The sequence below is a fragment of the Thioalkalivibrio sp. HK1 genome (genome assembly GCA_000583135.1).
Classification (GTDB): domain Bacteria; phylum Pseudomonadota; class Gammaproteobacteria; order HK1; family HK1; genus HK1.
Genome location: JFBG01000019.1, coordinates 59976 through 86825 on the forward strand (window position 1 = coordinate 59976; position 26850 = coordinate 86825).

Annotated in this window: 20 protein-coding genes and 1 tRNA gene; 7 read left to right on the forward strand and 14 right to left on the reverse strand. The window is 59.3% G+C overall.

Annotation, left to right across the window (positions count from 1 at the left end):
* Positions 1-102 precede the first annotated feature (102 nt).
* Entirely contained in the window at positions 103-1005 is a 903-nt protein-coding gene (locus tag BF99_RS0106715; protein WP_025770270.1) for a CoB--CoM heterodisulfide reductase iron-sulfur subunit B family protein, read from the forward strand.
* A 77-nt stretch (positions 1006-1082) separates the two neighbouring features.
* Positions 1083-1484, forward strand: a complete 402-nt coding sequence (gene gloA, locus BF99_RS0106720; RefSeq protein ID WP_025770271.1) for a lactoylglutathione lyase — start codon at positions 1083-1085, stop codon at positions 1482-1484.
* A 149-nt stretch (positions 1485-1633) separates the two neighbouring features.
* On the opposite strand, the gene rsmA is transcribed toward gloA, so the two are convergent.
* The 5 genes from rsmA to hemH form a co-directional block, all read right to left on the reverse strand.
* The gene (rsmA, locus tag BF99_RS0106725) at positions 1634-2554 is read right to left on the reverse strand and encodes a 16S rRNA (adenine(1518)-N(6)/adenine(1519)-N(6))-dimethyltransferase RsmA (protein ID WP_231471327.1); all 921 of its coding nucleotides are present in this window, start codon (positions 2552-2554) and stop codon (positions 1634-1636) included.
* A gap of 70 nt (positions 2555-2624) precedes the next feature.
* Entirely contained in the window at positions 2625-3599 is a 975-nt protein-coding gene (pdxA, locus tag BF99_RS0106730; RefSeq protein WP_038097559.1) for a 4-hydroxythreonine-4-phosphate dehydrogenase PdxA, read from the reverse strand.
* The gene (locus BF99_RS0106735) at positions 3599-5107 is read right to left on the reverse strand and encodes a peptidylprolyl isomerase (RefSeq protein WP_025770274.1); all 1509 of its coding nucleotides are present in this window, start codon (positions 5105-5107) and stop codon (positions 3599-3601) included. The genes pdxA and BF99_RS0106735 overlap by 1 nt, the downstream gene beginning before the upstream one ends.
* Positions 5107-7329 (reverse strand): LPS-assembly protein LptD, encoded by a 2223-nt coding sequence (locus BF99_RS0106740; protein WP_197019060.1) that lies wholly within the window; start codon positions 7327-7329, stop codon positions 5107-5109. The genes BF99_RS0106735 and BF99_RS0106740 overlap by 1 nt, the downstream gene beginning before the upstream one ends.
* 408 nt (positions 7330-7737) lie before the next feature.
* Positions 7738-8838, reverse strand: coding sequence for a ferrochelatase (gene hemH, locus BF99_RS0106745; protein WP_025770276.1), 1101 nt, complete (start codon positions 8836-8838; stop codon positions 7738-7740).
* 228 nt (positions 8839-9066) lie between these two features.
* On the opposite strand from hemH, the gene BF99_RS0106750 reads away from it, so the two are divergent.
* A tRNA-Met gene (locus BF99_RS0106750) sits at positions 9067-9143 on the forward strand.
* 250 nt (positions 9144-9393) lie between these two features.
* Here the strand turns inward: BF99_RS0106750 and BF99_RS0106760 are convergent.
* On the reverse strand, positions 9394-10779 hold the full coding sequence (locus tag BF99_RS0106760; protein ID WP_025770278.1) for an NAD(P)/FAD-dependent oxidoreductase: 1386 nt from the start codon (positions 10777-10779) through the stop codon (positions 9394-9396).
* Positions 10776-12284, reverse strand: a complete 1509-nt coding sequence (locus BF99_RS0106765) for a nicotinate phosphoribosyltransferase (RefSeq protein WP_025770279.1) — start codon at positions 12282-12284, stop codon at positions 10776-10778. Before BF99_RS0106765 ends, BF99_RS0106760 begins: the two co-directional genes overlap by 4 nt.
* Before the next feature lie 243 nt (positions 12285-12527).
* Here BF99_RS0106765 and BF99_RS21885 point away from each other — a divergent pair, with 243 nt between their 5' ends.
* Both BF99_RS21885 and BF99_RS0106785 read left to right on the forward strand, forming a co-directional pair.
* Positions 12528-13259, forward strand: coding sequence for a histidine phosphatase family protein (locus BF99_RS21885; RefSeq protein ID WP_025770281.1), 732 nt, complete (start codon positions 12528-12530; stop codon positions 13257-13259).
* Between the two features lie 106 nt (positions 13260-13365).
* The gene (locus BF99_RS0106785) at positions 13366-15078 is read left to right on the forward strand and encodes a glutamine--tRNA ligase/YqeY domain fusion protein (RefSeq protein WP_025770282.1); all 1713 of its coding nucleotides are present in this window, start codon (positions 13366-13368) and stop codon (positions 15076-15078) included.
* Between the two features lie 229 nt (positions 15079-15307).
* Here the strand turns inward: BF99_RS0106785 and phoU are convergent, their stop codons facing one another.
* The 6 genes from phoU to BF99_RS0106830 all read right to left on the reverse strand — a co-directional run bounded on the left by phoU (position 15308) and on the right by BF99_RS0106830 (position 23956).
* Positions 15308-16021 (reverse strand): phosphate signaling complex protein PhoU, encoded by a 714-nt coding sequence (phoU, locus tag BF99_RS0106795; protein WP_025770283.1) that lies wholly within the window; start codon positions 16019-16021, stop codon positions 15308-15310.
* Between the two features lie 79 nt (positions 16022-16100).
* Positions 16101-16937, reverse strand: coding sequence for a phosphate ABC transporter ATP-binding protein PstB (gene pstB / locus BF99_RS0106800; protein ID WP_051482817.1), 837 nt, complete (start codon positions 16935-16937; stop codon positions 16101-16103).
* Between the two features lie 176 nt (positions 16938-17113).
* Positions 17114-18442 carry a phosphate ABC transporter permease PstA gene (gene pstA, locus BF99_RS0106805; RefSeq protein WP_025770285.1) on the reverse strand — a complete coding sequence of 443 codons (1329 nt, stop codon included), beginning with the start codon at positions 18440-18442 and terminating at the stop codon, positions 17114-17116.
* A gap of 84 nt (positions 18443-18526) precedes the next feature.
* Positions 18527-19924 (reverse strand): phosphate ABC transporter permease subunit PstC, encoded by a 1398-nt coding sequence (gene pstC, locus BF99_RS0106810; protein WP_025770286.1) that lies wholly within the window; start codon positions 19922-19924, stop codon positions 18527-18529.
* Between the two features lie 163 nt (positions 19925-20087).
* Positions 20088-21122: a PstS family phosphate ABC transporter substrate-binding protein gene (locus tag BF99_RS0106815; RefSeq protein WP_025770287.1), complete on the reverse strand. Its 1035-nt coding sequence runs from the start codon at positions 21120-21122 to the stop codon at positions 20088-20090.
* 497 nt (positions 21123-21619) lie between these two features.
* Positions 21620-23956, reverse strand: coding sequence for a hypothetical protein (locus BF99_RS0106830; RefSeq protein ID WP_025770289.1), 2337 nt, complete (start codon positions 23954-23956; stop codon positions 21620-21622).
* A gap of 127 nt (positions 23957-24083) precedes the next feature.
* Between BF99_RS0106830 and BF99_RS0106835 the strand changes: the two genes are divergently transcribed.
* Positions 24084-24248 (forward strand): hypothetical protein, encoded by a 165-nt coding sequence (locus tag BF99_RS0106835; protein WP_156013205.1) that lies wholly within the window; start codon positions 24084-24086, stop codon positions 24246-24248.
* Here the strand turns inward: BF99_RS0106835 and boxC are convergent.
* A complete protein-coding gene (gene boxC, locus BF99_RS0106840; protein WP_025770291.1) occupies positions 24229-25911 on the reverse strand; it encodes a 2,3-epoxybenzoyl-CoA dihydrolase in 1683 nt (560 codons plus the stop codon). The genes BF99_RS0106835 and boxC overlap by 20 nt on opposite strands.
* A 231-nt stretch (positions 25912-26142) precedes the next feature.
* Here boxC and BF99_RS0106850 point away from each other — a divergent pair, with 231 nt between their 5' ends.
* A complete protein-coding gene (locus tag BF99_RS0106850; protein WP_231471329.1) occupies positions 26143-26730 on the forward strand; it encodes a UbiX family flavin prenyltransferase in 588 nt (195 codons plus the stop codon).
* Positions 26731-26850: the final 120 nt, after the last annotated feature.

The window sequence follows — 26850 nt, forward strand, 5'->3', positions numbered from 1 at the left end:
TCGAAACGCCGATGAGCGGCGATATCGAATCACGCCCTTGGGGTGCGATTTCGAACGCTCGAACGACAATCCTTGCCAATCCTCACTTGGAGGGAATGCAAAATGCCTAAGCGTCAATATTCGTTTTACCCGGGCTGCTCCTCCCAAAAAGGCGCATCGGCCTCGAACTACCTGACCTCGGTGGAGGCGATGTGCGACGAACTCGATGTCGAGCTCAACGAGATTCCGGACTGGAATTGCTGCTCGGCGTCCATCGGTTATTGCGGAGGCGGAGAACTTCCACGCCTTGCGCTCTCGGCTCGCAATATCGCCTTGTCCGAAGAGCACAACCGCGGCCAGGATATCGTCGCCACCTGCGCTGCGTGCTGGCTCGCCACCCGCGAGACGAAAGAGCGTCTCGAAGAGGATGACGACTTGATGCGCGAGACCAACCAAGCCCTTGCCGAGGCGGGCTTGGTGCTCGAGAACACCACCCGCATCCGGCACATGGTCGAGGTATTGATAGAGGATATCGGCTATGAAGAGATGGGCCGTCATGTCAAAAAGCCGCTCGAGGGGATGAAGATCGCAGGATATGTGGGCTGTCAGACCAATCGACCCTTCGGCATCGAGGGCGAGTCCTTCGAAAATCCGATGTACCTCGACAAACTCACCGAGACCTTGGGGGCGGAATCGGTCAAGGACTACGATCGAAAGGTCTCCTGCTGCGGCGGGGCGCTGGCCTTTTCCGAGCCGGAGAAGAGCCAGGCGCTGATCAAGGAAATCATCGAGGCCGCCTATGACGGCGGGGCGGATATGATCGTCACCCCCTGTCCGGTTTGCCAGATGAATGTCGAGATCTACCAAGATGAAATCAATGCCAAGTACGGCACGCGCTTCGATATGCCGGTCGCCTATTACAGCACGTTGATGGCGGTGGCCTACGGCAAAACCCCGAAACAGGCCGGTCTCGACGGGCATGTGATTCGGGCGAAAAAACTCGAGAAGATCGCCGGCAAAGGCTGATTCCTCGGTTCTTGCCGATATCCTCTCGCCGAGATCCGCCGCCTTCGAAGCCCATTCACTCGATAAGGAACGCTTCCATGAAATTGATGCATACGATGTTGCGGGTCGGCGATTTGCAGCGCTCGATCGACTTCTATACCAAGGTCATCGGGATGGATCTGCTGCGCACCACCGAGCGTCCGGAGCAGAAGTACTCGCTGGCTTTCGTCGGATTCGGAGGCGGTAATCGCAACGGCGAAGCGGAGATCGAGCTCACATACAACCACGGTGTCGATCGCTACGATCTCGGGGATGCCTACGGGCATATCGCGCTCGGAGTGGATGATGTCGCTGCCACTTGCGAGCGTATTCGGGCTGCGGGCGGCAATATCACCCGCGAGGCGGGGCCGGTCAAAGGCGGCGATACGATCATCGCCTTCGTCGATGATCCGGATGGCTACAAGGTCGAGTTGATCCAGATCGGCACCCTCGATATTTGATCCGATCGGATAAGGGCCGGGGCCGCCTTTCGCCTCGGCCTTGTTTAGGCCCGTACTGGCTTATCGTTCCCATCGCTCGGGGTTTGATCGACGGCCGAGTGATTTGCCCGAAGGCTATCTCTCATCTCGTAAAAACGAGGGCGCGCCGTTCAGCCCTTGCTCGGCGATGATCGTCGATCGTTGTCGCCGATCGGAAGGTCGGGGTTCTCTTCGAGGACCGTTTTTGCAATCGCCGAAAAATCATCCACGCTCAGCATTTCCGGTCGCATCGTCGGATCGAGCCCGGCGGTGCGAATCGTTTCCTCGTTGCAGATATCGCCCAAGGCGTTGCGCAGCATTTTGCGGCGCTTCGAAAAGCAGGCCTTGGCGATGATTTCGAGGCATCTTTTCGTGCGCAGGTCGAGCATCGGTTGCGGGCGGGGGGTTAGCCGTATGACCGAGGAATCGACCTTGGGCGCCGGAGTGAAGGCATCGGGTTCGACCGTGAACAAAGGCTCCGGCTCGCAATCGATTTGCAGCATCACGCCGAGTCGCCCCCATGCCTTGCTACCGGGAAGAGCGACGATGCGCTCCACCACTTCCTTTTGCAGCATCAGATGCATATCCTCGATCGAAGGCAGCGATGCCAGCAGTTTGAAGATGAGCGGGGTGGAGATGTTATAGGGGAGGTTGCCGACGATGCGTAGCGGTGGCGGGGAGACGGCGGTGAAATCGAAATCGAGGGCATCGGCTTGGGTAACGAACAATCGCCGCTCGGGGGGCGCTGCGCTTCGTCTTGCGGCGCTCGATTCGAATGCGTAGGCCGCGCCCGCACTGCCGATTCGCCTTTCCAAGTCGTCGGCGAGATCCCGATCGATCTCGATCGCATGCAAGGTGCAGCCGGATGCGAGGAGGGGGCGGGTGAGGGCGCCGCGTCCGGGGCCGATTTCGACGATGCAATCATCCGCTTGCGGGTCGATTTCGTCGATGATGCGCCCGATCACCGCCTGATCGCGCAAAAAATGCTGCCCGAAGCGTTTACGCGCCCGGGGCATCCCTCCTCGACGATCCTCGCCGGTGCTTGTTGCCATTTCGCCAAGGGATCGATGAGGGGATCGAGAAGGACGGGTCCGTCAATGAGCGATTTTTATCGACGGCCCGTCAATGCGGAGCCATCCGACGAGCCATCTCCAAGGCCCGGATGAGGCTCGAGGGATCCGCTTTCCCGCTGCCGGCGAGATCGAAGGCGGTGCCGTGATCCACCGAAGTGCGTACGAAGCCGAGCCCCAAGGTGATATTGACGGTCTCGCCGAATCCGCCGTGTTTGAGCACCGGAAGACCCTGGTCATGAAACATCGCCAATACGGCATCGGCCCCGACGAGCCTTGCGGGGGTGAAAGCGGTATCGGCGGGTATCGGTCCTTCGACCGAAAGACCTTCCATCACCATTCGATCGATCGCAGGCTGGATCGATTCGATGTCCTCCCTCCCCAAATGCCCGCCCTCGCCCGCATGCGGATTCAATCCGCATACCAAGATGCGGGGCGCCTCGATCCCGAAGCGCTTTCGCAGGTCGCCTTCGAGCACCCGCAGGATCTCGACCAGCATCGCCTCGTCGATGGCATCGGGCACCGCTCGCAGCGGCAGATGAGTGGTGGCCAGCGCCACCCGTAGCCGGTCGTTGCACAGCATCATCACCGGTCGGGCGACGCCGTCCAGTCGGGCGATCCACTCGGTATGCCCGCTGAATGCGATCCCGGCATCGTTGATGATTCCTTTATGCACCGGAGCGGTGACGAGCGCCCCGGCATGTCCTCGATGACAGGCCCGCACCGCCTTGTCGATGCATTCGAGCACATAGGGGCTATTGGCCGCATCCGGGATGCCGAGTTTCGGGAGGCGAGCGATGGGTATGGGCACCACCGGCAGCTCTTTGGGGGTGATATCGTCGCTGCAAGGAAGCGCATCTTCGTCGATGGGGCGAAGGGTGATGTCGATCCCGAGGATCTTCGCCCGCTCGCCAAGCATCTCCAGGTCGGCGAAGGCGACGAAGGGGATCCCCTTCGAAGCCGCCGCAAGAGCGATATCCGGACCGATACCGGCGGGTTCCCCCAAGGTCAGAACCGGCGGACGCATCAGCGATCGAGCCGATATTCGACATAAGCCTCGTCCCGAAGCCTACGCAGCCAAAGATCCAGCGCTTCCTCGAATTTCCTCCGCCGGATATTGCGCTGCGCCTCGGCTCGCAGCGCAGCCTCGGTATCGTCATGTTCTCGGCGGTCGAGCACTTGGACGATATGCCATCCGAAGCGCGATTGGAAAGGTGCGCTGATCTCGTCTTTTTCCAAAGACAGCATCATCTGCTCGAATTCCGGCTCGGTCTCCCCGGGGTTGATCCAGCCCAGATCCCCGCCTTTGGAAGAGGAACTGACATCGTCCGAGCGGGCGCGGGCGATGTCCGCGAAATCCGCTCCGGAGAGGATCTGCTCGCGCAGCACCGTGAGTTGTTGCCGGGCGCTCGCATCGTCGGTGATCTCGTCGGGGACGACCAGAATATGGCGGGCCTTCGTTTGCTCGACGATATGGAGCCTGTCGCTGCGCTTGTCGACCAAGGTGACGATATGAAAACCACTGGGGCTGCGGATGATATCCGAGATATCCCCGACCTCCAGCGAGGGCACGATATCGCTGATCAATGCCGGTAGATCGACGGCCTTGCGCCAGCCGAGATCCCCACCTTGTAGGGCTTGTTGTCCGTCGGAATGGCTCGCCGCCATCTCCGAAAAACTCGCCCCCCCTCGAATATTCTCGATGATATCTTGCAGGCGCATTCGGGCCTTTTCGACTTCTTCGCCGGCGGCGTCCTCGGAGATCGCGATCAGCAGATGACGAATCCGGTAAATCTCGTTTTCCGGTTTGCGATTGCGTACGCTCGAAAGATAAAGTTCGATGTCGCGTCCGGAGACTTGGACTTGCGGATCCACCTCGCGCCGCCGGATCTCGGAGATCAAGATATCTTGGCGCAGATTTTCGCGAAATTCGGAAAAACTCAAGCCCTCTTTCCGCAGTCGGTCCCGCAAATCGCGCAGACTCATGCGATTTTGTTCCGCGATTCGCATCACCGCGCGATTGAGTTGCTCGTCATCGACGCTGATATCGACGCTCCGGGCGAGTTGCAGCTGCAGCCGGGTGAGGATCATCCGATCCAGAACCTGTCGGATCAGATTGGAGTCGGGCGGGAGAAAGTTTCCGCTTTGTCGCATCTCCCGGCGAACCCTATCGAGTTGTCGATCGAGTTCGCTGAGCAAGATGACCTCGTCATTGACGACGGCGACGATGCGGTTGAGTTTTTCCAAGGGCTCGGCATTTGTCGCCTCCTCATCCGGATCCCCCAACGGCTCTTTGACAATCCTCGGGCCTTCGCCTTGCTCTCGGGCCGTCTCGGCGGTAGCCGCTTGCGTCCCTTGGGCGAGAACCGAGACCGGGGCGCTTGCAAGGGCGATGCATGCGAGCAAGACCGGTAGTGTGACGATGGGGATCGCGCCCTTGCAATGAGGGCGATGGCCGATCGTCGAGCGCCCCGTTTTCGGTGGAATCCGCCATATCGGAAGCATCGATGGTTCGTACATAAGGGGAAGGCGCATCAACGAGGGTCCTCGTAACCGGGGATATTGCGTTCGAAGAAGTCGTCGGCGCCACGACCTGCACCGCCGAGGCCTTTGAGCTCGAGCTGGAAAAAGATACCGGTGGAGTGATCGTCCGCATCGCCGTTCAAGAAACGACGCGCCACCGTGCGAAAAGCGAGACAGCAGCTTGCGTACTCCAATCCGCCGAAGGTCTCGATCTCGGTGCGGTGGTCGAGCGAATAGTTCCAACGCCCCATCGCCCGCCATTTCCCGTCGATGGGCCAAGCGAATGAGAGATCGATTTGCTCGTGTTGGTCGCGTGCGAAATGCCAGGCGGCATTGGCGATCCGCCGCCGATCCGGGCGATAGTGCGCCGCCAAGGAGCTGCGGGCGGTGCGATCTCGATGCGGATCGTAGCGAACCCCGGCTCTTAGCTGCCAATTCGATGGGGTTTGGGCGATCACCTCTGCGATCAGATCGGATCTGCGGTCGATCGATGATTCCGATTCATTGGGCAGGTGTACCAACCGATCCCGGAAATAACGGATTTGGCCGGCGCTCAGGCGCAGATTTTCCTGCCCGTCGGGGGCCAAAAGGCGCGAGGTGATCGCAAGGGTCAGTCGGTCGGCATCCCCGATCCGATCCCTTCCGGAAAACCGATTCTCTCTAAAAAGTCGGGAGAATCGAAAATCCGCAAGGGCGGTATCGAAAACGGGCAGATCGTCCTGGTCTTTGTAGGGCACGCGCAGATAATGCAATCTCGGCTCGATGGTATGGATCATCCCCGCCCCACCGATGACCATCTCACGCTCGAAGAAAAGCCCGCTATCGAGGCTGAAAGCCGGAATCGTCCGTGATGGATTGCTTTGTTTTCCTTCCCTCGAATCGAGATCCGACTCGAGATCCAATTCGTAGCGGGTGAGATGCAAGGTGGCTTTGGGCACCAAGAATCCCCAAGCATTCCTGAACGGCCAAGAAAGGGTCGGTTGTAAATCGGTGCGACTGCCGGTGATTCCCGTCGATCGCTCGAAGCGGACGAATTCGGCTTGTGCTTGGATATTGATTCTTCGATTGCGTTCGAAACCTCGGGTTTGCAGCAGCACTTGTGGCAGACGAGCGAAAGGGTGGTCTTCGGGGGCGAGGTTTTCCAAAATCCGGTAGTCCTGCACTCGGGCGCGAGCGGACCATGAATCCCCCCGATAGCGAAGATCGAAATGGCGCTCGATGGCTCCTCGAGCGCTATGCGAGCGTTCGCTTCCCAGATCCTCGAAATAATCGTTATCGGTGACATCGGCGAAGCGAAGATCGCTGGACCAGCGCTCTTTCCATCGGTGGCGGTGCTCGAGATCGATCAACCCCCGATCGTCATCGTATTTGCGATCCTTCGGCAGATAATTGGCGCTGATCCGCCCGGTGCCGAAACCTTGGGTAAGAAAGCGGAACTCTCCTTGGGCTTGTACGCCTCGACGACTCATCGTTCGGATCGCCAAGGTGGCATCGTAGTTCGCAGCCAGGTTCAAGTAATAGGGGATGCGGATATCGAGTCCGCCGCCGCTGCTCGTACCGATATCGGGGGTCAGGAATCCGGAGCGGCGTCGATCGCCCAACGGAAATTCCAAATAGGGCAGGTAGAGCACCGGGATATCGAATAGATCGAGTCGAACCCCGCGGGCGGTGCCGGTTTCATCCTTTCGATCGAGTTCGACCCGATTCGCTCTCATGCGCCATTCGGGATTCGAGGGATCGCAAGTGGTGTAATCCACTTCCTTCGCTTCGAGTCGTTCATCGCCTTCGATCGCGATCTCGGCGGCGTGACCCTGGCCTTGTATCGCTTGCAGCGCGAAGTCGGCGTTCTCGAAGCCGGCGCGATCGATATCGAAGCGGGCGTTGGCCCTCTCCCCGGTGATGAAAAGACCCTCGTTTTTGAATCTGACATTGCCCGTGGCATCGAGTCGATCGTCGGATTGTCCATAGCGCAGACGGTCGGCTTCCAAGCGTTTGGCACCCTTGATCGCCGTGGCTCGGCCGCTCAAAGTGGAAATACCGTCGGCATTTTCGGCGTTATCGGCTTCGAGGTATAAAGTATCCGGATCGAGATCCTTGTCCGCCGCCGTCGATTCCAAGGGGGGCGGGAAGTGCAATCCCCCGCCGCAAAGACCGGCGAATCCCGTGGTATCCAAGGCGGCATTTTGGGCGAATGCCGGATGCGACAGGAACGATCCCCCGGACCCGATCGCCAAGATCAAGGTCGATGAGGCGAGTGCCTTCGATGGACGGGATCCGATGATGCAAGAAAGTGCTCGAACCACGATAAGAGGAAGATCGGACATTGCCGGGGATTCTCGAAAACGATCGCTCTACGTGACTATCGATGTGACTATCGATGCGTCTATCAATTTGTCTATCAGGGGGCTATTTTGACAGAAAAACGAGCGATAACGCCGGAAAAAAGCGCGTAATGAATGCATCAAGCGAGTCAAAACGACTCGATCGTCGGGATTTTCGGGCGGCGCAGGGCGCAAAGGGTGTTGAAAAGAGTATTTTACAAGGTGATTCGGTCGAATCGAGGCGGGTTGGCTTCGATATGCACAACCTTGATGTGCACAGTCTCGATGTGCACGGTCTCGATGTGCGCAAAGGATGCAGGATCAGCTTTTCGCCCCGAGCGTGCGGGCGCGATCAAGGCTTGCGGCAAGCGCTTGAGGGTCGCTTCGGCTAGTGGCGAGCCAGTCGGGGATCGCAGATTCGACCAGTTGCCCCAAGGCCTCGATATGGATCCCGTCCGCATTGAGAGCGGGGATGTAGCGCAGCTCGCCCCCGCCGTGGGATAGGAAGGCGTCGCGTTCGCGCAATGCGATTTCTTCCAAGGTTTCGAGGCAATCGGCGGCGAAACCGGGGCAGATCACATCGACGCGATCGATGCCCTTTTCGCCCCAGCGCCTTAGGACTTCGTCGGTCCAAGGGCGAAGCCATTCCCCTCGTCCGACGCGGGATTGGAAGGCGACCTGCCAAGTGTCGGATTCAAGCCCGAGCCGCTCGGCGACCAATCGCGCCGTTTTATGGCATTCGCAGTGGTAGGGATCCCCGGCGTCGAGATAGCGTTTGGGAAGACCGTGGAAGGAGAACAGCAGACGATCCGGCGGCTTTCCTTCGAGCCGGGATTTGCGGATCGATTCGGCGATGGCCTCGATCCATAAAGGGTGATCGTGGTAGTGATCGACGAAGCGAAAGGCGGGCACTCGCCGCCAGCGACGCAGGACTTGCGTGATCCGATCGAAAGTCGAGCCGACGGTCGCTCCGCTATAGTGAGGATAAAGCGGCAGCGCCAAGATGCGCTCGCCCGCGCCGAGGCGGCGCAGTTCGTGCAGGGCATCGGCGATCGAGGGGCGGCCGTAGCGCATCCCCAAAGCCACCGCCACCCGATTCGGATGGCGCTCTTGCCAGCGTCGTTCGAGCCCCCGGGCGATGGCATTGGAGTGGATCAGCAGCGGAGAGCCTTCGGGGGTCCAAACTTCGGTGTAGGCGCGGGCGGATCGAGAGGGGCGAGTTCGTAAGATGACGCCGTGAAGGATGATGCGCCATATCCAGCGCGGAAGTTCGATCACCCGGGGGTCGGCGAGGAATTCGGCCAGATAACGCCGGGTGGCAGCCGTGGTCGGGGCATCCGGGGTCCCTAGATTGGTAATCAGCACTCCGATGCGTTCCGGCTTTGCATGATCGTGGGGGAGTTCGGCGGAGAACGAGGGCATCGCTTGCTTGGTATCCTTGGTCGTTTCTTGGCCGTTGTCTTGGCCGTTTCTAAGAGCGTTGAAGCCGGCATCGATCCGATTCGAGCGTATACTATCAAGGCTCGCTCGGGGCGGATTTCGCCGACGATTCCCTTCGATCTCGCCTTGGGCGATTGCCCCTGAAAGAGGCGATTTTGGGTACTCTATATGGATATGCCGATCGCGTTGATCGTCATGTCGATCGATGAAGGCTACGTAGCTCAGCTGGTGAGAGCGCACGACTCATAATCGTGAGGTCGGTGGTTCGATCCCACCCGTAGCCACCATATCCATTCCTGATCGATCTTGGCTGATCGATCTTGGCTCTTTGGTTCCCTTGGATCGGTTTTTACGCTCTTTTTTATCAGGTTTATCAGGGCTTTTCGCTTGCCCGCTGCAGCGCTCGCCACCGATCTTCGAACGATCCTCGAAAGCTCTTCCAGAGAGCCTCGGGGTTTTTCCTAGGATGGCTTTGGGCGCACAGGGCGGCTCGCATCGATGGATCCGTATCGAGGCAAGGGCGATCGAGGATCGGATCTAGAGTTGTCCGTCATCGTCGCCGTGCGCGAATCGTTGCCGATAAGCGGGATCATCGAAGCGAGCGGGATGAAAGGCCTTTGCCCAAGGCGGCATCGGATCGCCGGTGATCCAGTTCGCGGCGAGTTCCCCGCCGGCGCAGCCCCCCATGATCCCGAAACCGGACCAAGCGGCATTCACCCATGCCCCCGCCACCGGCAGCGGCCCGATCAAAGGGCGATTCTCCGGCGTTCTGACGTAATAGCCGCCGTCCACGATGGTCTTGGGCAGCCGTTCGAAATATTCGCAAAGCGCAGGGATCATCTTCGACCAACCCCGCAATGCGATCTCCGGCAGCGAATCGCAAACCGGAAGCGGAAAGATCGGCGGCACCGGTTGCGCATCGAAAGTCCATAGGATGAGTAGCCAGTGCTCGCCCGGTCGACCCTCGGGGCGACCATGGACCCCGGCGGGAAAGGGATCCAAAAGCCATCCATTTTCCGGCGATGCCTCGAGCTCGGCGCGCTCTTCTTTCGTCCAAGGCAAGGTGACGGGATCGGTCCAGACCATCAAAGGCGCATCCCCCGGTATCGCCGAGCGATGGTCCCGAAAGGCCACTTTCAGATGTCGCTCGCAGACCACCGGCAGCTCGATCCCCAGCAGGTCGCGAGCGCTCGCTGCGAGATGGGGCCCGGTCGAGAGGATCAATCGCTCGCTGTCGATACGGATATCCTCGCCGCCGGCGCTTGCGATGCGTACCGAGCGTACCCGCCCTCCGCTGAGATCGACCTGCCGCACCATCCCTCGGATCACTTCGACCCCATGCCTGCGCGCCTCTTCCAGCAGGTACATGCCCAGTTGCTGGGCGCTCAGCCAGCCGCAGCGGCGAGCATGGAGGCAGGCGACGATATCCGGTGTCAGCCAAGGAAAGCGGGTGCGGATCAGATCGGGATCGAGCACCAGATCCGCTCCCTCGGGGACGCCGGCGAAGCCTTGGGCCGGTGAGGGGATCCAATCGGATCCGGATGAGCCCTTTTCGTGCACTCGCAAGGGTCCGGCGCCTTGGGCTTTTGCTCTTCGGCCGTTGGCGAGGAGGGTGTCGATGCGATCGGGGTCGGCGGTGGCATAGAGATAGCCGCGGCGGTTGAGCCTTGTCCGCCCCCCGCTTTCACGCTCGACGGTCTCGAGCAGATCGATGCTGCGGTTCATCAGACGGAGCATCGCATCGTCGGGTCCGGGCCACCAGTTTCGATAGCACTCGGTCGATTTGTCGCTGGTCAACGAGAGCGGATCCCCGGCTTCGACCAGGACGATATCCCGAAGGCCTTTGCGCACCGCCAGCTCGAAGGCGCTCGAGATGCCGGCGATCCCCGCCCCGACGATGACCACTTCGGCCGCGCGCTTCATCCGACGGCCCTTCTTGGCGCATCGCCCGCATCATTGCCATCGTCCCCGACGGGTTGGCGCTTTCGATTCTTCGAAGGATTGGATGGGGGGTGTTCGTCGTCGATCGTTCGCATGAGTTCGTGGATCGAGGGAGCGACCTCGACCGGGATCCGATGGCTTTCGTGCAATGCCAAAAGGCGCTCGGGCAAGGTGCGATAGCCATCGAGGCCGCGACGCCGGATCTTGTCGAGCGGCGTCGGCGGAGCGAGCCGCCGTCCTTTGCGCATCACCGGCTCCAACAAAGCCTCACCCTCGATGGGATCGCTTTCGAGTCCGACGATATCCATAGTGATCTCTCCTCGATCGTCGAAGCGCCTCCAGACCTGCTTGCGTCCGGGCAGGGTCGTTTTATTCGGCGAGCGCTTGCGGCTCGGACGACCGGCATATTCCTGCAATTTATAGACGCAATCGATGGAAGGGGCGTCTTGGGAGACATTCAGCCGGGTGCCGACCCCGAAGCCGTCGACCGGACAGTGCTTGTCAAGCAAGGAGTCGATCACGTATTCGTCGAGCGAGCCGCTGAGAAAGATCTTCACATCCTTGCATCCTCGATCGTCGAGGATGCGGCGGGCGGTGCGGGCCGCGGATTCGAGATCGCCGCTGTCGATGCGGATGGCGGTGACCATCACCCCTCGCTCGCGCAACGCTCGCGCGGCGTCGGCGGCTTCGATGACCCCGGCCTCGATCTCGTAGGTATCGACGAGAAGGGTGATTCGATCCGGTCGCACCCGTGCGAAATCGAGAAAGGCATCGATCTCGCGCGGGTAGATCTGTATGAAGGAATGGGCCATGGTGCCGTAAAGGGGGATGCCCGATCGCTTGCCCGCTTCGACCGTTGCGCTTCCATCGAAGCCTGCGATATAGGAGGCGCGGGCCGCGAGCACCCCGGCCTCGGCCCCGTGGGCCCGCCGGAAGCCGAAGTCGACCAGGGTTTTACCTTCGGCGCGGTTGACGATGCGCGCCGCTTTCGAAGCGATCAATGTTTGGATATGAAAGAGGTTGATCAGGCGGCTTTCGACCAACTGCGCTTCGGGCAGGGGGGCGGTGATGCGGATGACCGGCTCGTTTTCGAAAAAGGGCGTTCCCTCGGGCATTGCATGGACATCACCGGTGAAGCGCAAATCGGAAAGACGATGCGCGAAATCATCGCCGAAATGCCCGCATTGTCGGATCCAGTCGATCTCGTCGGCGGAGAATGCGAATCCCTCGAGATAATCGAGGATCGGATCGAGCCCGGCGCAGATCAGATAGTTGCGGTTTTCCGGCAGGCGTCTTACGAAGAGCTCGAAGACCGCGCTGTCCTCGTGCCTGCGGGCGTAATACACCTCGCTCATGGTCAGCTGATAAAGATCGGTCAGCAGGGCTTGCCCGCTCGATGGCCAAGGCGAAGCCGATATCCTCTCCTCGGACGCAAAGGGCGGATCGCTCTTGGAGCGGATGGGCGAAGAAGGGTTCGGGTGGTTCATGATGCGGTGTTATTCTTCAAAGCCTTGTCGGAGGGGTCGCTCGTATCGAGATTCGGTCGGAGACGATGATCGATAATTTTCGATCGGTAATTTTCGCATGCCGACGATCTTCGCGCGCTCAAGGATCCTTCGCCGCTCCCGGTCGAGACCTCGATATCGATTTTGGCGGGCCCGCTTCGAAGCGGCGAGAATACCCGGATGCGCTTTTCGTTTCTTTCGTGTTTTTTCGAGAATTCCATTCTTATGACCATCTATCTCGTGCGCCACGGCGAAACGATTTTCAATGCCCGCCGCATCCTTCAATTCCCCGACACCCCCTTGAGCGAACGCGGAGTCGAGCAGGCCGAGCGGGTCGCAAGGCGTCTGGCCGATGCCGGGATCGTGCATATTCTAAGCAGCGATCACTTGCGGGCGCTGACCACGGCGCAGGCGATACGAAAGGCGATCATCGACTCTTTGGATGAGCGGATATCATCGAGCGCCGCCCGAGGATCGCAAGCCGATGCATCGGTCCGCTTGCGAAGGGTCCCGCTGGAGGTCGATCGCATTCTTCGAGAACGCGATTTCGGAGCCTATCGGGGGGTCGCCTACGACGATCTCGAAGAGGATGTTTTCGCCCCCGACCATCTTCCTCCCGATGGCGAAAGCGCGGCCGCCTTCGAAGCCCGGATCGCCGTGGCGTGGGAGAGGGTGCTCGCCGAGGCGAGATCCGTCGAGGCCGATGGCAACGATGAGGGTGATGAATCGGCTCCGGCGTTGGCGGTGGTCTCCCACGGGTTGGTCTGCGATGTTCTTTTGCGCAATCACCTGCATCTTCCGCCGGAGATCGACCCCGCCGAGGTCAAGTGGCTCAACACTTGCGTCACCGAGATCGAGCGCGACATCGAGGGTCGATGGCAGGTGACCCGCCTTGCGTGCACCGCTCATCTCGAGGGGATGGACTCGTTGCCGCCTTCGAGCCTGGGGCATGTCTGAGATCGCGATCGCGGCCTTCGATCCGATCGAGACTCGCCCTCGGATCGCCGAAGTTTTGGGCGCCGCCCTCCCTTTTCGAATATCCCTTTGACCGGAGTCGATGATGATGTCCGCGGTGGATTTCACTTCTTCGAAGGCGCCCGATTCGGCGCCGTCCAACTTCATTCGTCAGGAAATCGATGCCGATATCGCGGCGGGAAAATTGCCGCAAGGGGCGGTGATCACCCGCTTTCCGCCGGAGCCGAACGGTTATTTGCATATCGGTCATGCAAAGTCCATCTGCCTCAATTTCGGCATCGCCCGCGATTATCCCAATGCCCGTTGCCACTTGCGTTTCGACGATACCAATCCGAGTCGGGAGCGGGCCCACTTCATGGAGCGGATCAAGGAGGACGTGCGTTGGCTGGGTTTCGATTGGGGGGATCGGCTGCGCCATGCCTCGGATTATTTCGACGATCTCTATGGATATGCCAAGCGCCTGATCGAATCCGGCCACGCCTATGTTTGCAGCCTCTCGCAGGAGGAGATTCGCTCGTCGCGCGGGACCTTGACCGAGGCCGGGCGAGATAGCCCGTGGCGCGATCGCCCCCCCGAGCAAAGCCTCGATCTCTTTCGCCGGATGTGCGCCGGGGAATTCGAGGAAGGAGCGCACGTTCTGCGGGCCAAGATCGATATGGCGTCGCCCAATATCAACCTGCGCGATCCCGTGATCTATCGCATCATGCACGCCCCCCATCCGCTGACCGGTCGGAAGTGGAGCGTCTATCCGATGTATGACTTCGCGCAGGCGCTTTCGGATGCCATCGAGCGGGTCACGCACTCCCTTTGCACATTGGAGTTCGAGGATCATCGCCCGTTGTATGACTGGTTTTTGCGCACCCTCGAGATACCGTCGCCGCCGCGTCAGATCGAATTCAGCCGTTTGAATCTGACCCATAGCGTCATGAGCAAACGCCTCCTCACGCACTTGGTGGAGCAAGGGCATGTATCGGGTTGGACGGATCCGCGGATGCCGACGATTGCGGGAATGCGGCGGCGAGGATTCCCCCCCGAGGCGCTGCGCGATTTTTGCGCCCGGATCGGCATGACTAAAAAAGACAATATCGTCGAACTCGAGCTGCTCGAGAATTGCGTGCGCGAGGCTTGCGAGCCCATCGCCCCCCGGGCGATGGCGGTGCTGCGACCGTTGAGGCTCGTCATCGAGAACTTTCCGCCGGATCGAAGGGAGGATCTGGTGGCCCCGAATCATCCCAACGATCCATCTCTGGGCACGCGCGAGTTGCCCTTCACGCGCGAGGTTTTCATCGAGAGAGATGATTTCATGGAGGATCCGCCGGCCAAATTCCATCGTTTTGCGCCGGGAAAGGAGGTGCGGCTTCGCTATGCTTGGCTGGTGACCTGCACCGATGTGGTGCGGGATCCGAAGACGGGAGAGGTCGTCGAGATTCGCGGGATCCACGATCCGGACTCTCGCGGCGGCAACTCCCCCGACGGACGCAAGGTGCGCGGAACCGTGCATTGGGTCTCGGCCCGCTTCGGAGTGCCCGCAAGGGTGCGGCTTTATGACCGGCTCTTTCACGAAGCGGCGCCGAGCCCCGATCCGCAAGCGCTCGGTGGGCAGATCAACCCCGCCTCGTTGGAGGAGATCGATGATTGCATATTGGAACCCTCGCTGGCCCGGGTTCCCCCGGGAGCTTTGTTCCAATTCGAACGCTCGGGTTATTTCGTGGCCGATAGCGAGGATCATGCCCCGGATTCACCGGTATTCAACCGCACGGTGAGCCTGCGCGATACTTGGGGCCGAAAGCGCGGCCGATAGACGAGTCGGGATATCGAAAAAAGAAGGGGGCGATCGATTCGCCGAGGGATTCGTCGAGCGATCCCTTTATCCGATATCGAAAATGACGTTCGCCTTGCCCCTCGCCTCGAAGATCGGATCACCGAGCTTTCGCGTTGTCGCATCGTCCGGCCTTGCCGATATCTCGGATAAACCGCGATGCTCGGCGCTGCGAACGATCCCTATCTCGCTTGTCAATCCAGCCCGCTTGTCAATCCAGATCCTGGCTATCGATCGATTCCGGGCTTACATGGCGTACATCCTTCCCCTTGGCGAGGAAGATGACATATTCGGCGATATTCTTGGAGTGATCGCCGATCCTCTCCAAGGACTTGATGATGAAGGTGGCGTTGATGGCGTGCCCGACGTTGCGAGAGTCTTCCATGATGTAGGTGGAAAGGCGACGCAATGCGGATTGGAATTCGCTGTCGAGTTCGGCATCGCAGCAAGCGACCTCGATGGCCTTGTCCACATCCAACCGGGCCAGGGCATCGAGGACATCGTGCAGCATTCTGGTGGCGAGATTGGACATCCGATAGGCATCTTTGAGCAAACGCGGGCTCGGTGGCGCCGAGGAGGTGCTATGGATATCGATGGCCATCCGAGCGATTCGCTCCGCCTCGTCCCCGATTCGCTCCAGATCGGTCACGGTTTTGCCCAACGACAGGATCATGCGCAGATCCTTCCCCATCGGTTGGCGAAGGGCGAGCAGGTTCATGATCTGCTCGTCGGCTTGGACATCGAGAAAATTCACCACGTGATCGCGGGCGACGATGCTGCGAGCGCCTTCGATATCCGCATCTCGCAATGATATCATCGCCTTGGCGATCTGATCCTCGACCATCCCTCCCATCCTCATCACCGTGCCGTTGAGGGCTGCGAGCTCCTGATCGAAGCGCTTGAAGGTATGTTTTTCTTGGTTCATTGCATGACCATGGTGATAAGGTGAGTCCGAGGGGTGGTCTTTCGGCTTGCCGACGAAGCATCCTTGCCGATCAGCCCGATCAGCCGAAGCGTCCCGTGATGTAATCCTCGGTGAGCTTGTGGCGGGGGTTGGTGAAGATCTGATTCGTTTCCCCGACCTCGATGAGCTTGCCGAGGTGAAAATAGGCGGTGCGTTGAGAGACCCTTGCCGCTTGCTGCATGGAGTGGGTGACGATGACGATGGTGTAGTTCTCCCGCAGCTCGTCGATCAACTCCTCGATACGGGTGGTGGCGATGGGATCGAGGGCCGAGCAGGGCTCGTCCATCAAGATCACCTCGGGGCTGATCGATATCGCCCGGGCGATGCAAAGGCGCTGTTGTTGTCCGCCGGAAAGCCCGGTCCCGGGCTGATTCAGGCGATCCCGCACCTCGTTCCACAGCCCCGCCTTTTCCAGACTGCGTTGCACGATCTCGTCGGTTTCGTGGCGATTGCCGACCAAGCCGTGAATCTTAGGTCCGTAGGCGACGTTATCGTAGATCGACTTGGGAAAGGGATTGGGCTTTTGAAAGACCATCCCCACCCGGGCTCGCAGCTGGACGACATCGAGGCTCGGATCGTGGATATCTCGCCCGTCGAGCTCGATACTGCCCTCGACCCGACAGATATCCACGGTATCGTTCATTCGATTGAGGCAGCGCAAGAAAGTGGATTTGCCGCAGCCCGAGGGCCCGATCATCGCCAGCACTTGGTCGGCTCCGATATCGAGGCTGACCCTCGATATCCCCATCTTATCCCCGTAGTAAACGCTCACATCCCGAGTGGTCATGCGCGGGTTGTCGACGGTGGCTTCCCCGATGGTCTCGCAATCCTCCGGTAGGGGCCTTGGAAGATGGATGGAGGGTGGCTCGACAGTCATCGGCGGTTCCTCTTCCATTGCGATTTTTTCGAAAGACAGGGCTGTCGTCATCGTGATCTCCAAAGCATCGATGGGTTGCTAAGATCCGGTGGATGGCGCCGGCGGCGGGGTCGATGGTCGTCGCTCGCATCGCAAAGCCGAAGGCGACTCGTTCCTATCCGGATTCGGCGGTTTTTCTACCAGCGCTTTTCGAAGCGTTGCCGCAGCACGATGGCCAGAGCGTTCATCGCGATCAAGAAGGCGAGAAGGACCATGATCGCCGCCGAGGTGCGCTCCAAGAAGGCGCGCTCGGGGCTGTCGGCCCATAGAAAAATCTGTACCGGCAAGGCGGTGGAGGGATCGAAAAACCCGCCCGGAACATCGACGATGAATGCGACCATTCCGATCATCAGCAGCGGAGCGGATTCACCCAAGGCTTGGGCCATCCCGATGACCGCCCCCGTCAGCATCCCGGGCAACGCCAACGGCAATACATGGTGGGTGACGGTTTGCATCTTCGAAGCCCCCATCCCCAAGGCGGCCTCCCGGATCGAGGGCGGGACCGATTTCAAAGCCGCGCGACCGGCGATGATGATCGTGGGCAGGGTCATCAAAGTCAGTACCAAACCGCCGACCAAGGGGGCCGAGCGCGGGAGGGAGAAGAAGTTGATGAATACCGCCAAGCCGAGCAGCCCGAAGATGATCGATGGAACGGCGGCGAGGTTGTTGATGTTGACCTCGATCAGATCGGTCAGTTTGTTGGTGGGGGCGAATTCCTCCAAATAAACCGCGGTGGCGACACCGATGGGAAAGGAAAGCAGCAAGGTAACCAGCAAGGTCAGGAGGGAGCCGGTCGCCGCGCTCCGGATCCCCGCCAACTCCGGCTCGCGCGAATCCCCGGCGATGAAGAAGGTGGTGTTGAAGAAGGTATCGATCCTTTCGGCTTCCTCCAAGTATTCGATCCATGCGATTTGTCGATCCCCGAGCCGTCGTTCCGTTTCCGGAGCGTTGCGATCGATATAGCCTTTGATCAGCATGTCGACATCGTCATCGGCCGTCAGCCAAACCCGCCGGGTTTGACCGATCAGGCTCGGATCTTCCAGTAGTTGCGCGCGCAATTCGAATTCCGCCCCCGAGCTGACGATGCGAAGGAGATCGCGTCGCTCGCGCCTTTCGCGAACATCGGGGAAGAGCGCTTGCATGGATTTGCGGATCAAGGCGCGGTAGTCGGCCACCGCAAGGTCTTGGGCGTTCGCTTCCTCGCCGATCCCCAAAATCTCGGCATCGTAGGTGATATCGAGGGCGATTCGGGTTTGCACGAAGGCGGTGTAGCCGCGGCTGGTGATGCTGATGAAAAGCGACAGCAGGGCGATCAGCGCGATCGCGATCGCTGCGATGCCAAAGGCGCGAAAGCGCCGATCCGCGGCATGGCGCCTCGCTAAGCGGAGTTTCATCGCTTGGCTGGTATGGACATCGACCCGCCTCGGTCCGTCGGGGGAGGGCTTGGGGTTCGAAGAAGCGTTCATTGCATCGGTTTTTCGCGTAGTCGGTGATTTTTTTGCCGGGCTTTCGAGCCGATATCGGCGCGTATCGAGGTCGAAGACGAGAAACTACTCGTATTGCTCGCGGTATTTGCGCACGATATAAAGCGCAATCACGTTCAGGCACAAGGTGATCGTGAACAAGGCGAGCCCCAAGGCGAAGGCGGCGAGGGTTTTGGGGCTATCGAATTCCTGATCGCCTACCAGCAAGGTGACGATCTGCACCGTTACCGTGGTCACCGCTTGCAGGGGGTTGGCGGTGATGTTGGCGGCCAGCCCTGCGGCCATGACCACGATCATCGTCTCGCCGATGGCGCGCGAGATGGCGAGGAGAAATCCGCCGACGATCCCCGGCAGGGCCGCCGGCAAAATGACCTGCCGGATCGTCTCCGAGCGGGTTGCGCCCATCGCGTAGGAACCATCCCGCAATGATTGCGGTACGGCGTTGATGACATCGTCGGAGAGGGAGGAGACGAAGGGGATGATCATCAACCCCATCACCAATCCGGCGGCCAAGGCGCTCTCGCTGGCCACATCCAATCCGATGATCGTCCCCGTATCGCGCAGAAGCGGAGCGATCACCAGGGCTGCGAAAAAACCGTAGACGACGGTCGGGATCCCGGCGAGGATTTCCAGCACCGGCTTGGCCACCGATCGGAAAAGGGGATTTGCGTATTCGGCGAGATAGATGGCGGAGAAGAGTCCGATCGGGGCCGCCACCATCATCGCGATGAAAGAGATCAGCAAGGTACCGGCAAATAGAGGAATGGCCCCGAAACTTCCCGAAGATCCGACCTGATCGTCTCGGATGGCGGTTTGCGGACTCCACTCGAGCCCGAAGAGGAAATCCGTCGCCGGGATATGCCCGAAAAAGCGAATGGTCTCGAAGAGCACCGACAAGACGATGCCGATGGTGGTGAAGATGGCGATGGTCGAGCAAGCGATCAGGGCGATCTTGACGATGCGCTCGATATGGTTGCGCGCGCGTAGTTGCGGTCGCACCCGGCTCCAAGCCAGCCAGATTCCGCCCAATGCCAATACCAATACCGTCATGCCCAAGGCGGTGTTTCCGATGCCCCTGAGATCCCGGTAGTGATCGGCGGCTCGGCGCATGACGAGGTCGACTTCGCCGGCAACGATATTGCCTTGGGCGAGGTTTTTGATGTTATTGAAAACGAGATCCAAACGTTCTTCGGGAAGTGCTCGGATCTCTTCCGGCAAGGACTTGATCACCAAACCATCGACGATGCTTCCTTCGAAAGCGATCCAAAGCACCATGACGATCAGGGCCGGGAGCGCGCACCATAGCGCGCCAAGGCTCCCGTAATGAACCGGCAGGGAATGTAAATCGTTCTTGGTCGTGCCGTTTTTTCCGCGCTGGGAAAGATCGAGCGCGCGCTTGCGTCCCAAATGGAAGGCGCAGGCGGTGAGCGCAAGCAAAATGAGAATCATAAGACCGACGCTCATGATTCATCTCCCCTTAGGTATCGGCGGTGCGGCAACGAGCCTTGCATTCCAATGTCCGTTCGCCGGTATGCAGGCTCTAATCCGGCGTGATCGTTCTTGCAACGAGGATCGTCGAGCGAGTCGATCCCATCGATATCGATCCGATCGATCGAGTGGCCGGTGGTCAGAGCATCAAGTCCGAGAGATTTTTTACATCCTGCGCGAATTGCTTGCGATCGGCATCGATCAGCGGGATCAGCCCTTTGTCGGCGAGATAACCATCCGGACCCCATGCCCGGTCGCGGGTGAATTCGGCCAGGAATTCCTTCAATCCCGGGATCGTGCCGACATGCGCTTTCTTGACGTAGAAATAAAGGGCGCGAGAGACGGGGTAGGATTGATCGGAGATATTCTCGAATTCGGGGGTGGTGCCATCGATCAGCGATCCTTGGACGAGATTGGCATTTTGCTCCAAGAAGCTATAGCCGAAGATACCGAAAGCATCGGGGTTGGCATCGAGTTTTTGCACGATCAGATTGTCGTTTTCGCCGGCCTCGATATAGGCACCGTCCTCGCGCACCCCGTGGCAGATCGCCTTGTAGCGCTTGCCCTTCGATTGCTTCATCTTTTCGATGAAGTCGAAGCTTTTGCAGCCCCCCTCCATGGCCAGCTCGACGAAGGCGTCTCTGGTTCCCGACGTCGGGGGCGGACCCATCACCTCGATCTCGATATCCGGCAAGGAGGGATCCACATCGCTCCATTTTTTATAGGGATTGGGCACGAGCTTGTCGCCGCCCTTCGGATCCGGCACCTGCTTGGCCAAGGCGAGAAATACTTGCCTCAAAGAGAGGTTCGCTCGGGGCGCTTTGCGGGAGTTGGCGAGAACGATGCCGTCGAAGCCTACCTTGACCTCGACGATCTCCTCGACTCCGTTTTTGGCGCATCGTTCGACTTCGCTCGATTTGATGCGTCTCGAGGCGTTGGTGATATCGGGATGTTTGATTCCCACACCGGCGCAAAAGAGCTTCAAGCCCCCGCCGGATCCGGTGGATTCGATGGTCGGGGTCTTGAAGGGGGTGGTTTTCCCGAACTGCTCGGCGACGACGGTGGCGAAGGGGTAGACCGTCGAGGAGCCGACGATACTGATCTGATCCCGAGCCAAGGCTTGGGTGCAGAACAAAGCCCCCGAGAGCGCAGCGAGAGCGAGCGCGCGTTTCATGCGTGATTTCTCCGTTGAGATGGGCAACGAACCGATTCGTCAAGGACGAGGTTTCCGATCGGATTCCTTTCGAATTCCTTGGATTTCTTCTGCTTGGAAGATCGAAGGGCCATGTCCTGTCCCTTCTTGGCGGGGCGCACTATCGCTCGACGACGTGACAATGATCGGTCATATTCATGACATAAATATGACAGTGCCGATCGTCGAAGGGCGCAAGTAGGCCAAGCGGCCAAGCGAATGGGGGTGGATCGAGGCCGGGAAAAAATGGTTGCCCGATGTTGACAACGAGGGATCGAGAAAAAGGCGAGAAAGCGAAGAGGGGACGGGGGATGATTGGCTCGAGAAGAACCATCACTGCTTAGGGGAATTCTCTCAAGTAAAGGAAGGCGGCTTTCAGGAAACCCTCATCGGGGAAAGGCCGGTGAGCCGATCCCCCGATGGGTCGATCATGCAAAGGGGCGCTTCGCTTTCATTTTGCCGAATCGCCGCGCTTGTCTTTATTGCGCTAAATTCGAGCTCGCGCTGTTGTTGACGAGTCCGCCACCGCCACCGGTACGCGTCAGCACTTGCGCGGTGAACTGATTGGAAGAGTGGAACTCGCAGCTCAAAGCCAAGCCTTTCCAGCGGTATCCGATCAGACTTGCGAGCTCTTCCGTTTGTATATGCCGGGTGGCCAACGGCTCGATGGCTCCCACAGATCCGCTGTATTTCTTGCCGGAGTCGTCGTAGCAGTTGACATGGGTATTGATGCACGCTTGGATAGGGGAGGTGCACCTTAGACGGATATTCGACTCCTCGGGGGAATCGGGAGAGGGGATCGATTCGATATCCGCTTGGAATAGCCCCGGGGCTATGAGGGTGCTACGCACGGCGGCGCTGTTGTTGACCAAAACCCCGTTCCCCGATCGAGTCCAGATTTGGGAGCTGATATTCCCGGTGCTGAGCAAGGAGCAGCCCAGCCGACCCTTTCCCGACCACGAGAATCCCCCGGTATAGCGCTCGATATCCACCATATCGAGCGATCGCGTTTCCCACGGGGCTATCGGCTCGGGTAGTTCGCCTCTAAAGACGGTTCCGTCTTGCGTGGAGCAATCGAGGCTGACGGGGCAGGGGGAATCCTGCTTGCATTGCACCCGCAGTGTCGCCGAGTCTCTCGAAGCGGACGAGGGCAGAGCGAGGGATTGGGATCTGACCTCGGAATAGGGAGGGGGATCGTTATCGATCACCACCACCGACAGTCTTTTTCTCGGAGCGGTGATCCCCCCGGAGGCGGTCATGAAGACGGAGCCGTATTCGGTTTTCGGATCGGAATTCTCTTTCGCCCCGATGGCGATGGCTTGAGGCTGTCTCCAATTCGAGGTGTCGAAGGTCATCCTGTCCGCAGACAGCGTCAATATCGGGTTGTCGCTCGAAACATCGACGGTCACATCCGCATTCGGTCGATCGCTCAAGCTGATGAAAACCACTCCCGATTTTCCCTCGTCGATGGGCAGAGGCTCGTCCGGCGAAATAACGATATCCCCCCAAACCTGAGTGCTCGCGGTAGGGTGGTTATCCTTCACGAGGATCGATATCTTTTCTCTTGAAATCGCCCCGCCCCCGTGGCTATTGAGGAAGATGGACGAGCGATCGTCGTTCGAATCGGAATCCACCTTTGCCGAGACCGAGACCGATTGAGGGACACTCCAAATCGAGGGATAAATGATCAACGATCTCGGGGAGATCGTCACATCGAGGTTGTCGCTCGAAAGGTTGACCCTGACCTCCGAGGTCGGCAGATCATCGAGCTGGACGGAAAAACTTTTCGAATCACCCTCCTCGATGGTCATGGATCTGTCGGAGAGGATGAGGCGCATCCGCTGCAAGGGATCGTCGCGCTCGTCGTCGATCACGTCCAGCGATATCGTTTCATCGGGGGCGATGATCGATGGCGCGGGCATCTCGAGATTCCAGTCATCGGGATTGGAGTGGTTGGAATACAGGAACTGATCGCCGATCTCTCTTACGCCGAGGGTGATCGTGGAGCGTTCGCTTTCGGCATCGGCATCGTGATCCACGAAGACTTGGACGGTCTGCGGCTCGCTCCAAAGATTCCAAGGCGGGATCCTGTTCCACCACTCGTCGGCCTCCCGAATGCCGGGATGGAAATACAATCTTCGCGGTTCCAAACGCACATACGGGTTATCGCTCATGATATCCACGGCGGCATAATGGGCCTTGTTAGCCGGGGCCTTCGAGAGTTTGACCTCGAAGCTCGTCGAGCCCCCTTCGTCGACTCTAAGGGAGGTCGTCGAGGGTACGATAGTGGTTTCGCTGGGAGGATTTTGGATGTTGATCAGTAGCCAAGACGCTTTTTGCACGCCATCTATCCGGAACAAAATCGTGTAGAAGTGTTCGAGTTTGGTGTTGATACCGCGTTCGGGGGTCAAAGGTGCGGTGACCATGATTTTTTGAGGAATATTCCAATTATCGGGCGTAAAGACCATCGATTTCGGAGAAAAACTCGGTACGAGAGTATCGAAAAAAGTGAAAGTCGGAATTCTCTCTCGGTTGACCACATTGCGAATGGTCTCGTAATCGTATAGGTAGGACCAGTCCCATATCTCGATATTGACCGGCTCGCTCGGTTTTTCGGCGAGGCTTACCTCGGCGTATGCCGTCTTCCCCGTGAACATCGTCAACACTCTCGGGGAGACGATCACTCCGTGCTCGGTGCGTGGAAATTGATCCCAAAAACCCCGATGAGCATCCTTCAACCGATCTTCGAGGCTGGTTTCCTGCGCGATCGCCGATAACGAGCATAGGAAGATGATCGGAAAAAGAAATCGCTTCATTGGCCGACTCCGTTTTCTATCCATAACCGTGACCGGCTTTTAAAAAAGAACGAGGATGGCAAGAGGGGGATGCCTCTTTATTTCTCTTTCGACCCCTTCGCAGGCGATATCGGAGGAGCGATAAACGATGCGAGACACTTTAACATACCTTGCCCGAAATTGGAATGTCAAGGCCGACCGGCGCAAGATGAAGAGCGAGGCGATGCCGAGTCGGCCGACGAAGGCGAAGGGGCTGCCGGTATTCGCCGAAAAGCCCGCAAGAGGGTCTAGATCTACGCTCGCTCTCGATTGAATGTGGGACGGGTGCCGCTGCCGTAGAGCGACAAGGCGCCTTCTTTCCCCCCGGCATTGGGGCGCTGAAAAATCCAGTTTTGCCAGGCGCTCAGCCGCCCGAAGATGCGCGATTCCATCGTTTCTTGCCCGGGGCAGCGCAAAGTCGACTCCATACCGGTCAGGGCATCGGGGGAAAAGCCCGCTCGCTCTTCCAGCGCCAAGCGAATTTCATCCTCCCAGTCGATATCGTCGGGGATGAAACTGACCAAGCGATGCGCCTCGGATCCTTTGGCCCCCATCGGGGTCCCGATCATTCGCCGGATATCGGCGATCGCCTCCGGGTCATCCAGATAACGGGCCTCGATTCGAGACAGTCCGTTCGCCATCGGGAAGGCTCCGAAATTCGTTTCTCCCAAGCAAAGAAGAGCGCAGGCCTCCGCTTCGCCCTCGGTTGTTCGCTTAGGTGATTCATCGCAAAGCATGTAGCTGCGATCCGAGGCGAGCACCGTCTCGAGGAGGAATCCGGCGAAACAACTCCCGGGCTCGACGAGGGCGATCAGGCTGCGGGAGCTCGATTCGAGTCGTTTGAGCACTCGTTTCCAAAGGGCTTGCACTTCCCGAACGAACCAGTTCGATTCGGATTGTCGGGCAAGCAGGGTATCGTAGGCGAGGACGCGTTCCAATGAGCCGCAAGAGCGCAAGGCCAGGGTTCCGATCCCCGTTTCGTTATGGCGAAGGTGCAAGATCAGATCGTCGATCTCTCGAGCGATCGAAAGCGGCCAGAAGGCATCCCCTTGGCGGATCGTCTCCTCGGCCCCGGCCGGGGGATCTCGCTCCGGCCCCTTGATCGTCAGATGCGCGATACGGTCATCGCGTTCGATCCTCGCCTCCACGGAGCGATAGCGCAGGAGATCGGCTCCTTCGAATTCGCGTTCGATCGGATGCAGGCGGATTCCGATCGGGGTCGGGCTCTTGCAAGAGGCGCCTGCCAAGGCCTTCGCTCGCTCCTTGACGGCTTCGGAAAAACGAGAGGCGGGGGCGATTTCATCGACCAACCTCCAATCGAGCGCGCGTTGTCCGCGGATACCCTCTTCCATCGTGCAAAAAATATCCGCCCGATCCCGTCGCACCCTTCGTTTGTCGAGCAGACGGATCAGGCCGCCGGTTGCCGGCAATACCCCGAGCAAAGGCACTTCGGGCAGCGAAACCGTGCTCGCCCCGTCATCGATCAGTACGATCCAATCTGCGGCCAGTGCCAGCTCGTAGCCGCCCCCGGCGGCCGTTCCGTTGAGGGCGGCGAGGTAGGATTGTCCGGATATCGCGCCGGCATCTTCGATGGCGCAGCGAGTCTCGTTGGTGAATTTGCAGAAATTGACCTTATCTTCATGGGAGCTCGCAGCGAGCATGCGAATATTGGCCCCGGCGGAGAAGATCCGCTCTTTATTCGAGGTGATGATCACCGCCGCCACCTCCGGGTGCTCGAAACGCAATCGCTGCACGGCATCGGCGAGTTCGATATCGACCCCCAGATCGTAGGAATTTCGCTTGAGGGCGTGGCCGGGGACGATGCCGCCGCCCTCGTCGACATCGAGGGTCAAGGTGGCGATCCTTCCTTGTCGATCGAGTCGCCAGTGGCGATATCGATCGGGAGAGGTGCGAACATCGATCGGTGAGCGTTCCATGATTCGATCTCTTCGATTCCATCTCTTTTCGGGCGCTAAGAACGAGATTCATGAAAAAGCGATCTCGCAAAGGGAAGGTCGATTGTAGCGATTCGAATACCACGTTCGGATCCGAAGCCGCGGCGGAAGATGCAAGGGCGCATTGTGCTATCGTGCCGAGGCTTTGATCCATGCCCGAAGACGGCGATTTCTCCAAGACTTCCCAAGAATAAGCGACAAGGAAATATCCCTTTGAAATCTCGACCGAGACTGGTTGTCGGCATCTCCGGAGCCTCGGGGGTGATCTACGGTATTCGACTGCTGGAAATTCTGCGCAAGCAGCCGATCGAAACCCACTTGGTGATGACGAAGGCGGCGGAAATGACCATCGCCCTCGAGAGCGATTACAAACCCGCCCAAGTTCGGTCGCTGGCATCGGTTTCCTACCCCGTCGCCGATGTGGGAGCGGCATTGAGCGGGGGATCGTTTCGCACTTTGGGGATGATCGTCGCTCCGTGTTCGGTGCGCACGATGTCGGAGATCGCCACCGGGGCGACCTCGAATCTTCTCACTCGGGCGGCGGATGTGGTGCTCAAAGAGCGTCGGCGCTTGGTATTGCTGCTGCGCGAGACTCCGCTCCACAGCGGACATCTGCGCAGCATGTTGGCGCTATCCGATGCCGGCGGCATCATCATGCCACCGGTGCCCGCTTTTTATACCCGTCCGCAAAGCGTCGAGGAGATCGTGGATCAAACCCTGGGCCGGGCTCTCGATCTTTTCGATATCGATCCCGGCATCACCCGGCGTTGGGGAGAGGATATCGGGTTTCGCAAGGGCTGAAAAAGCAAGGGACTTCCATCCGCCTCCGTCTTTTTTCGATGCCTCCCCCGAGGCGACGAGTCGGAGGGTTTTTCGAAGGGGGAATTTGCCCATGCCCCGGTGGGCTCTTACAATAGCGCT

Excerpts from the sequence above, each read along its gene's own strand:
- phoU (WP_025770283.1), bottom strand. The coding sequence starts at position 16,021 with ATGAACCAAGAAAAACATACCTTCAAGCGCTTCGATCAGGAGCTCGCA.
- BF99_RS0106815 (WP_025770287.1), bottom strand. The coding sequence starts at position 21,122 with ATGAAACGCGCGCTCGCTCTCGCTGCGCTCTCGGGGGCTTTGTTCTGC.
- rsmA (WP_231471327.1), bottom strand. The coding sequence starts at position 2,554 with ATGGCAACAAGCACCGGCGAGGATCGTCGAGGAGGGATGCCCCGGGCG.
- pdxA (WP_038097559.1), bottom strand. The coding sequence starts at position 3,599 with ATGCGTCCGCCGGTTCTGACCTTGGGGGAACCCGCCGGTATCGGTCCG.
- pstB (WP_051482817.1), bottom strand. The coding sequence starts at position 16,937 with ATGACTGTCGAGCCACCCTCCATCCATCTTCCAAGGCCCCTACCGGAG.
- boxC (WP_025770291.1), bottom strand. The coding sequence starts at position 25,911 with ATGGAACGCTCACCGATCGATGTTCGCACCTCTCCCGATCGATATCGC.
- BF99_RS0106765 (WP_025770279.1), bottom strand. The coding sequence starts at position 12,284 with ATGAACCACCCGAACCCTTCTTCGCCCATCCGCTCCAAGAGCGATCCG.
- BF99_RS0106760 (WP_025770278.1), bottom strand. The coding sequence starts at position 10,779 with ATGAAGCGCGCGGCCGAAGTGGTCATCGTCGGGGCGGGGATCGCCGGC.
- pstC (WP_025770286.1), bottom strand. The coding sequence starts at position 19,924 with ATGAGCGTCGGTCTTATGATTCTCATTTTGCTTGCGCTCACCGCCTGC.
- gloA (WP_025770271.1), top strand. The coding sequence starts at position 1,083 with ATGAAATTGATGCATACGATGTTGCGGGTCGGCGATTTGCAGCGCTCG.
- BF99_RS0106715 (WP_025770270.1), top strand. The coding sequence starts at position 103 with ATGCCTAAGCGTCAATATTCGTTTTACCCGGGCTGCTCCTCCCAAAAA.
- hemH (WP_025770276.1), bottom strand. The coding sequence starts at position 8,838 with ATGCCCTCGTTCTCCGCCGAACTCCCCCACGATCATGCAAAGCCGGAA.
- BF99_RS0106735 (WP_025770274.1), bottom strand. The coding sequence starts at position 5,107 with ATGCGCCTTCCCCTTATGTACGAACCATCGATGCTTCCGATATGGCGG.
- BF99_RS0106830 (WP_025770289.1), bottom strand. The coding sequence starts at position 23,956 with ATGAAGCGATTTCTTTTTCCGATCATCTTCCTATGCTCGTTATCGGCG.
- pstA (WP_025770285.1), bottom strand. The coding sequence starts at position 18,442 with ATGAACGCTTCTTCGAACCCCAAGCCCTCCCCCGACGGACCGAGGCGG.
- BF99_RS0106835 (WP_156013205.1), top strand. The coding sequence starts at position 24,084 with ATGCGAGACACTTTAACATACCTTGCCCGAAATTGGAATGTCAAGGCC.
- BF99_RS0106785 (WP_025770282.1), top strand. The coding sequence starts at position 13,366 with ATGTCCGCGGTGGATTTCACTTCTTCGAAGGCGCCCGATTCGGCGCCG.
- BF99_RS21885 (WP_025770281.1), top strand. The coding sequence starts at position 12,528 with ATGACCATCTATCTCGTGCGCCACGGCGAAACGATTTTCAATGCCCGC.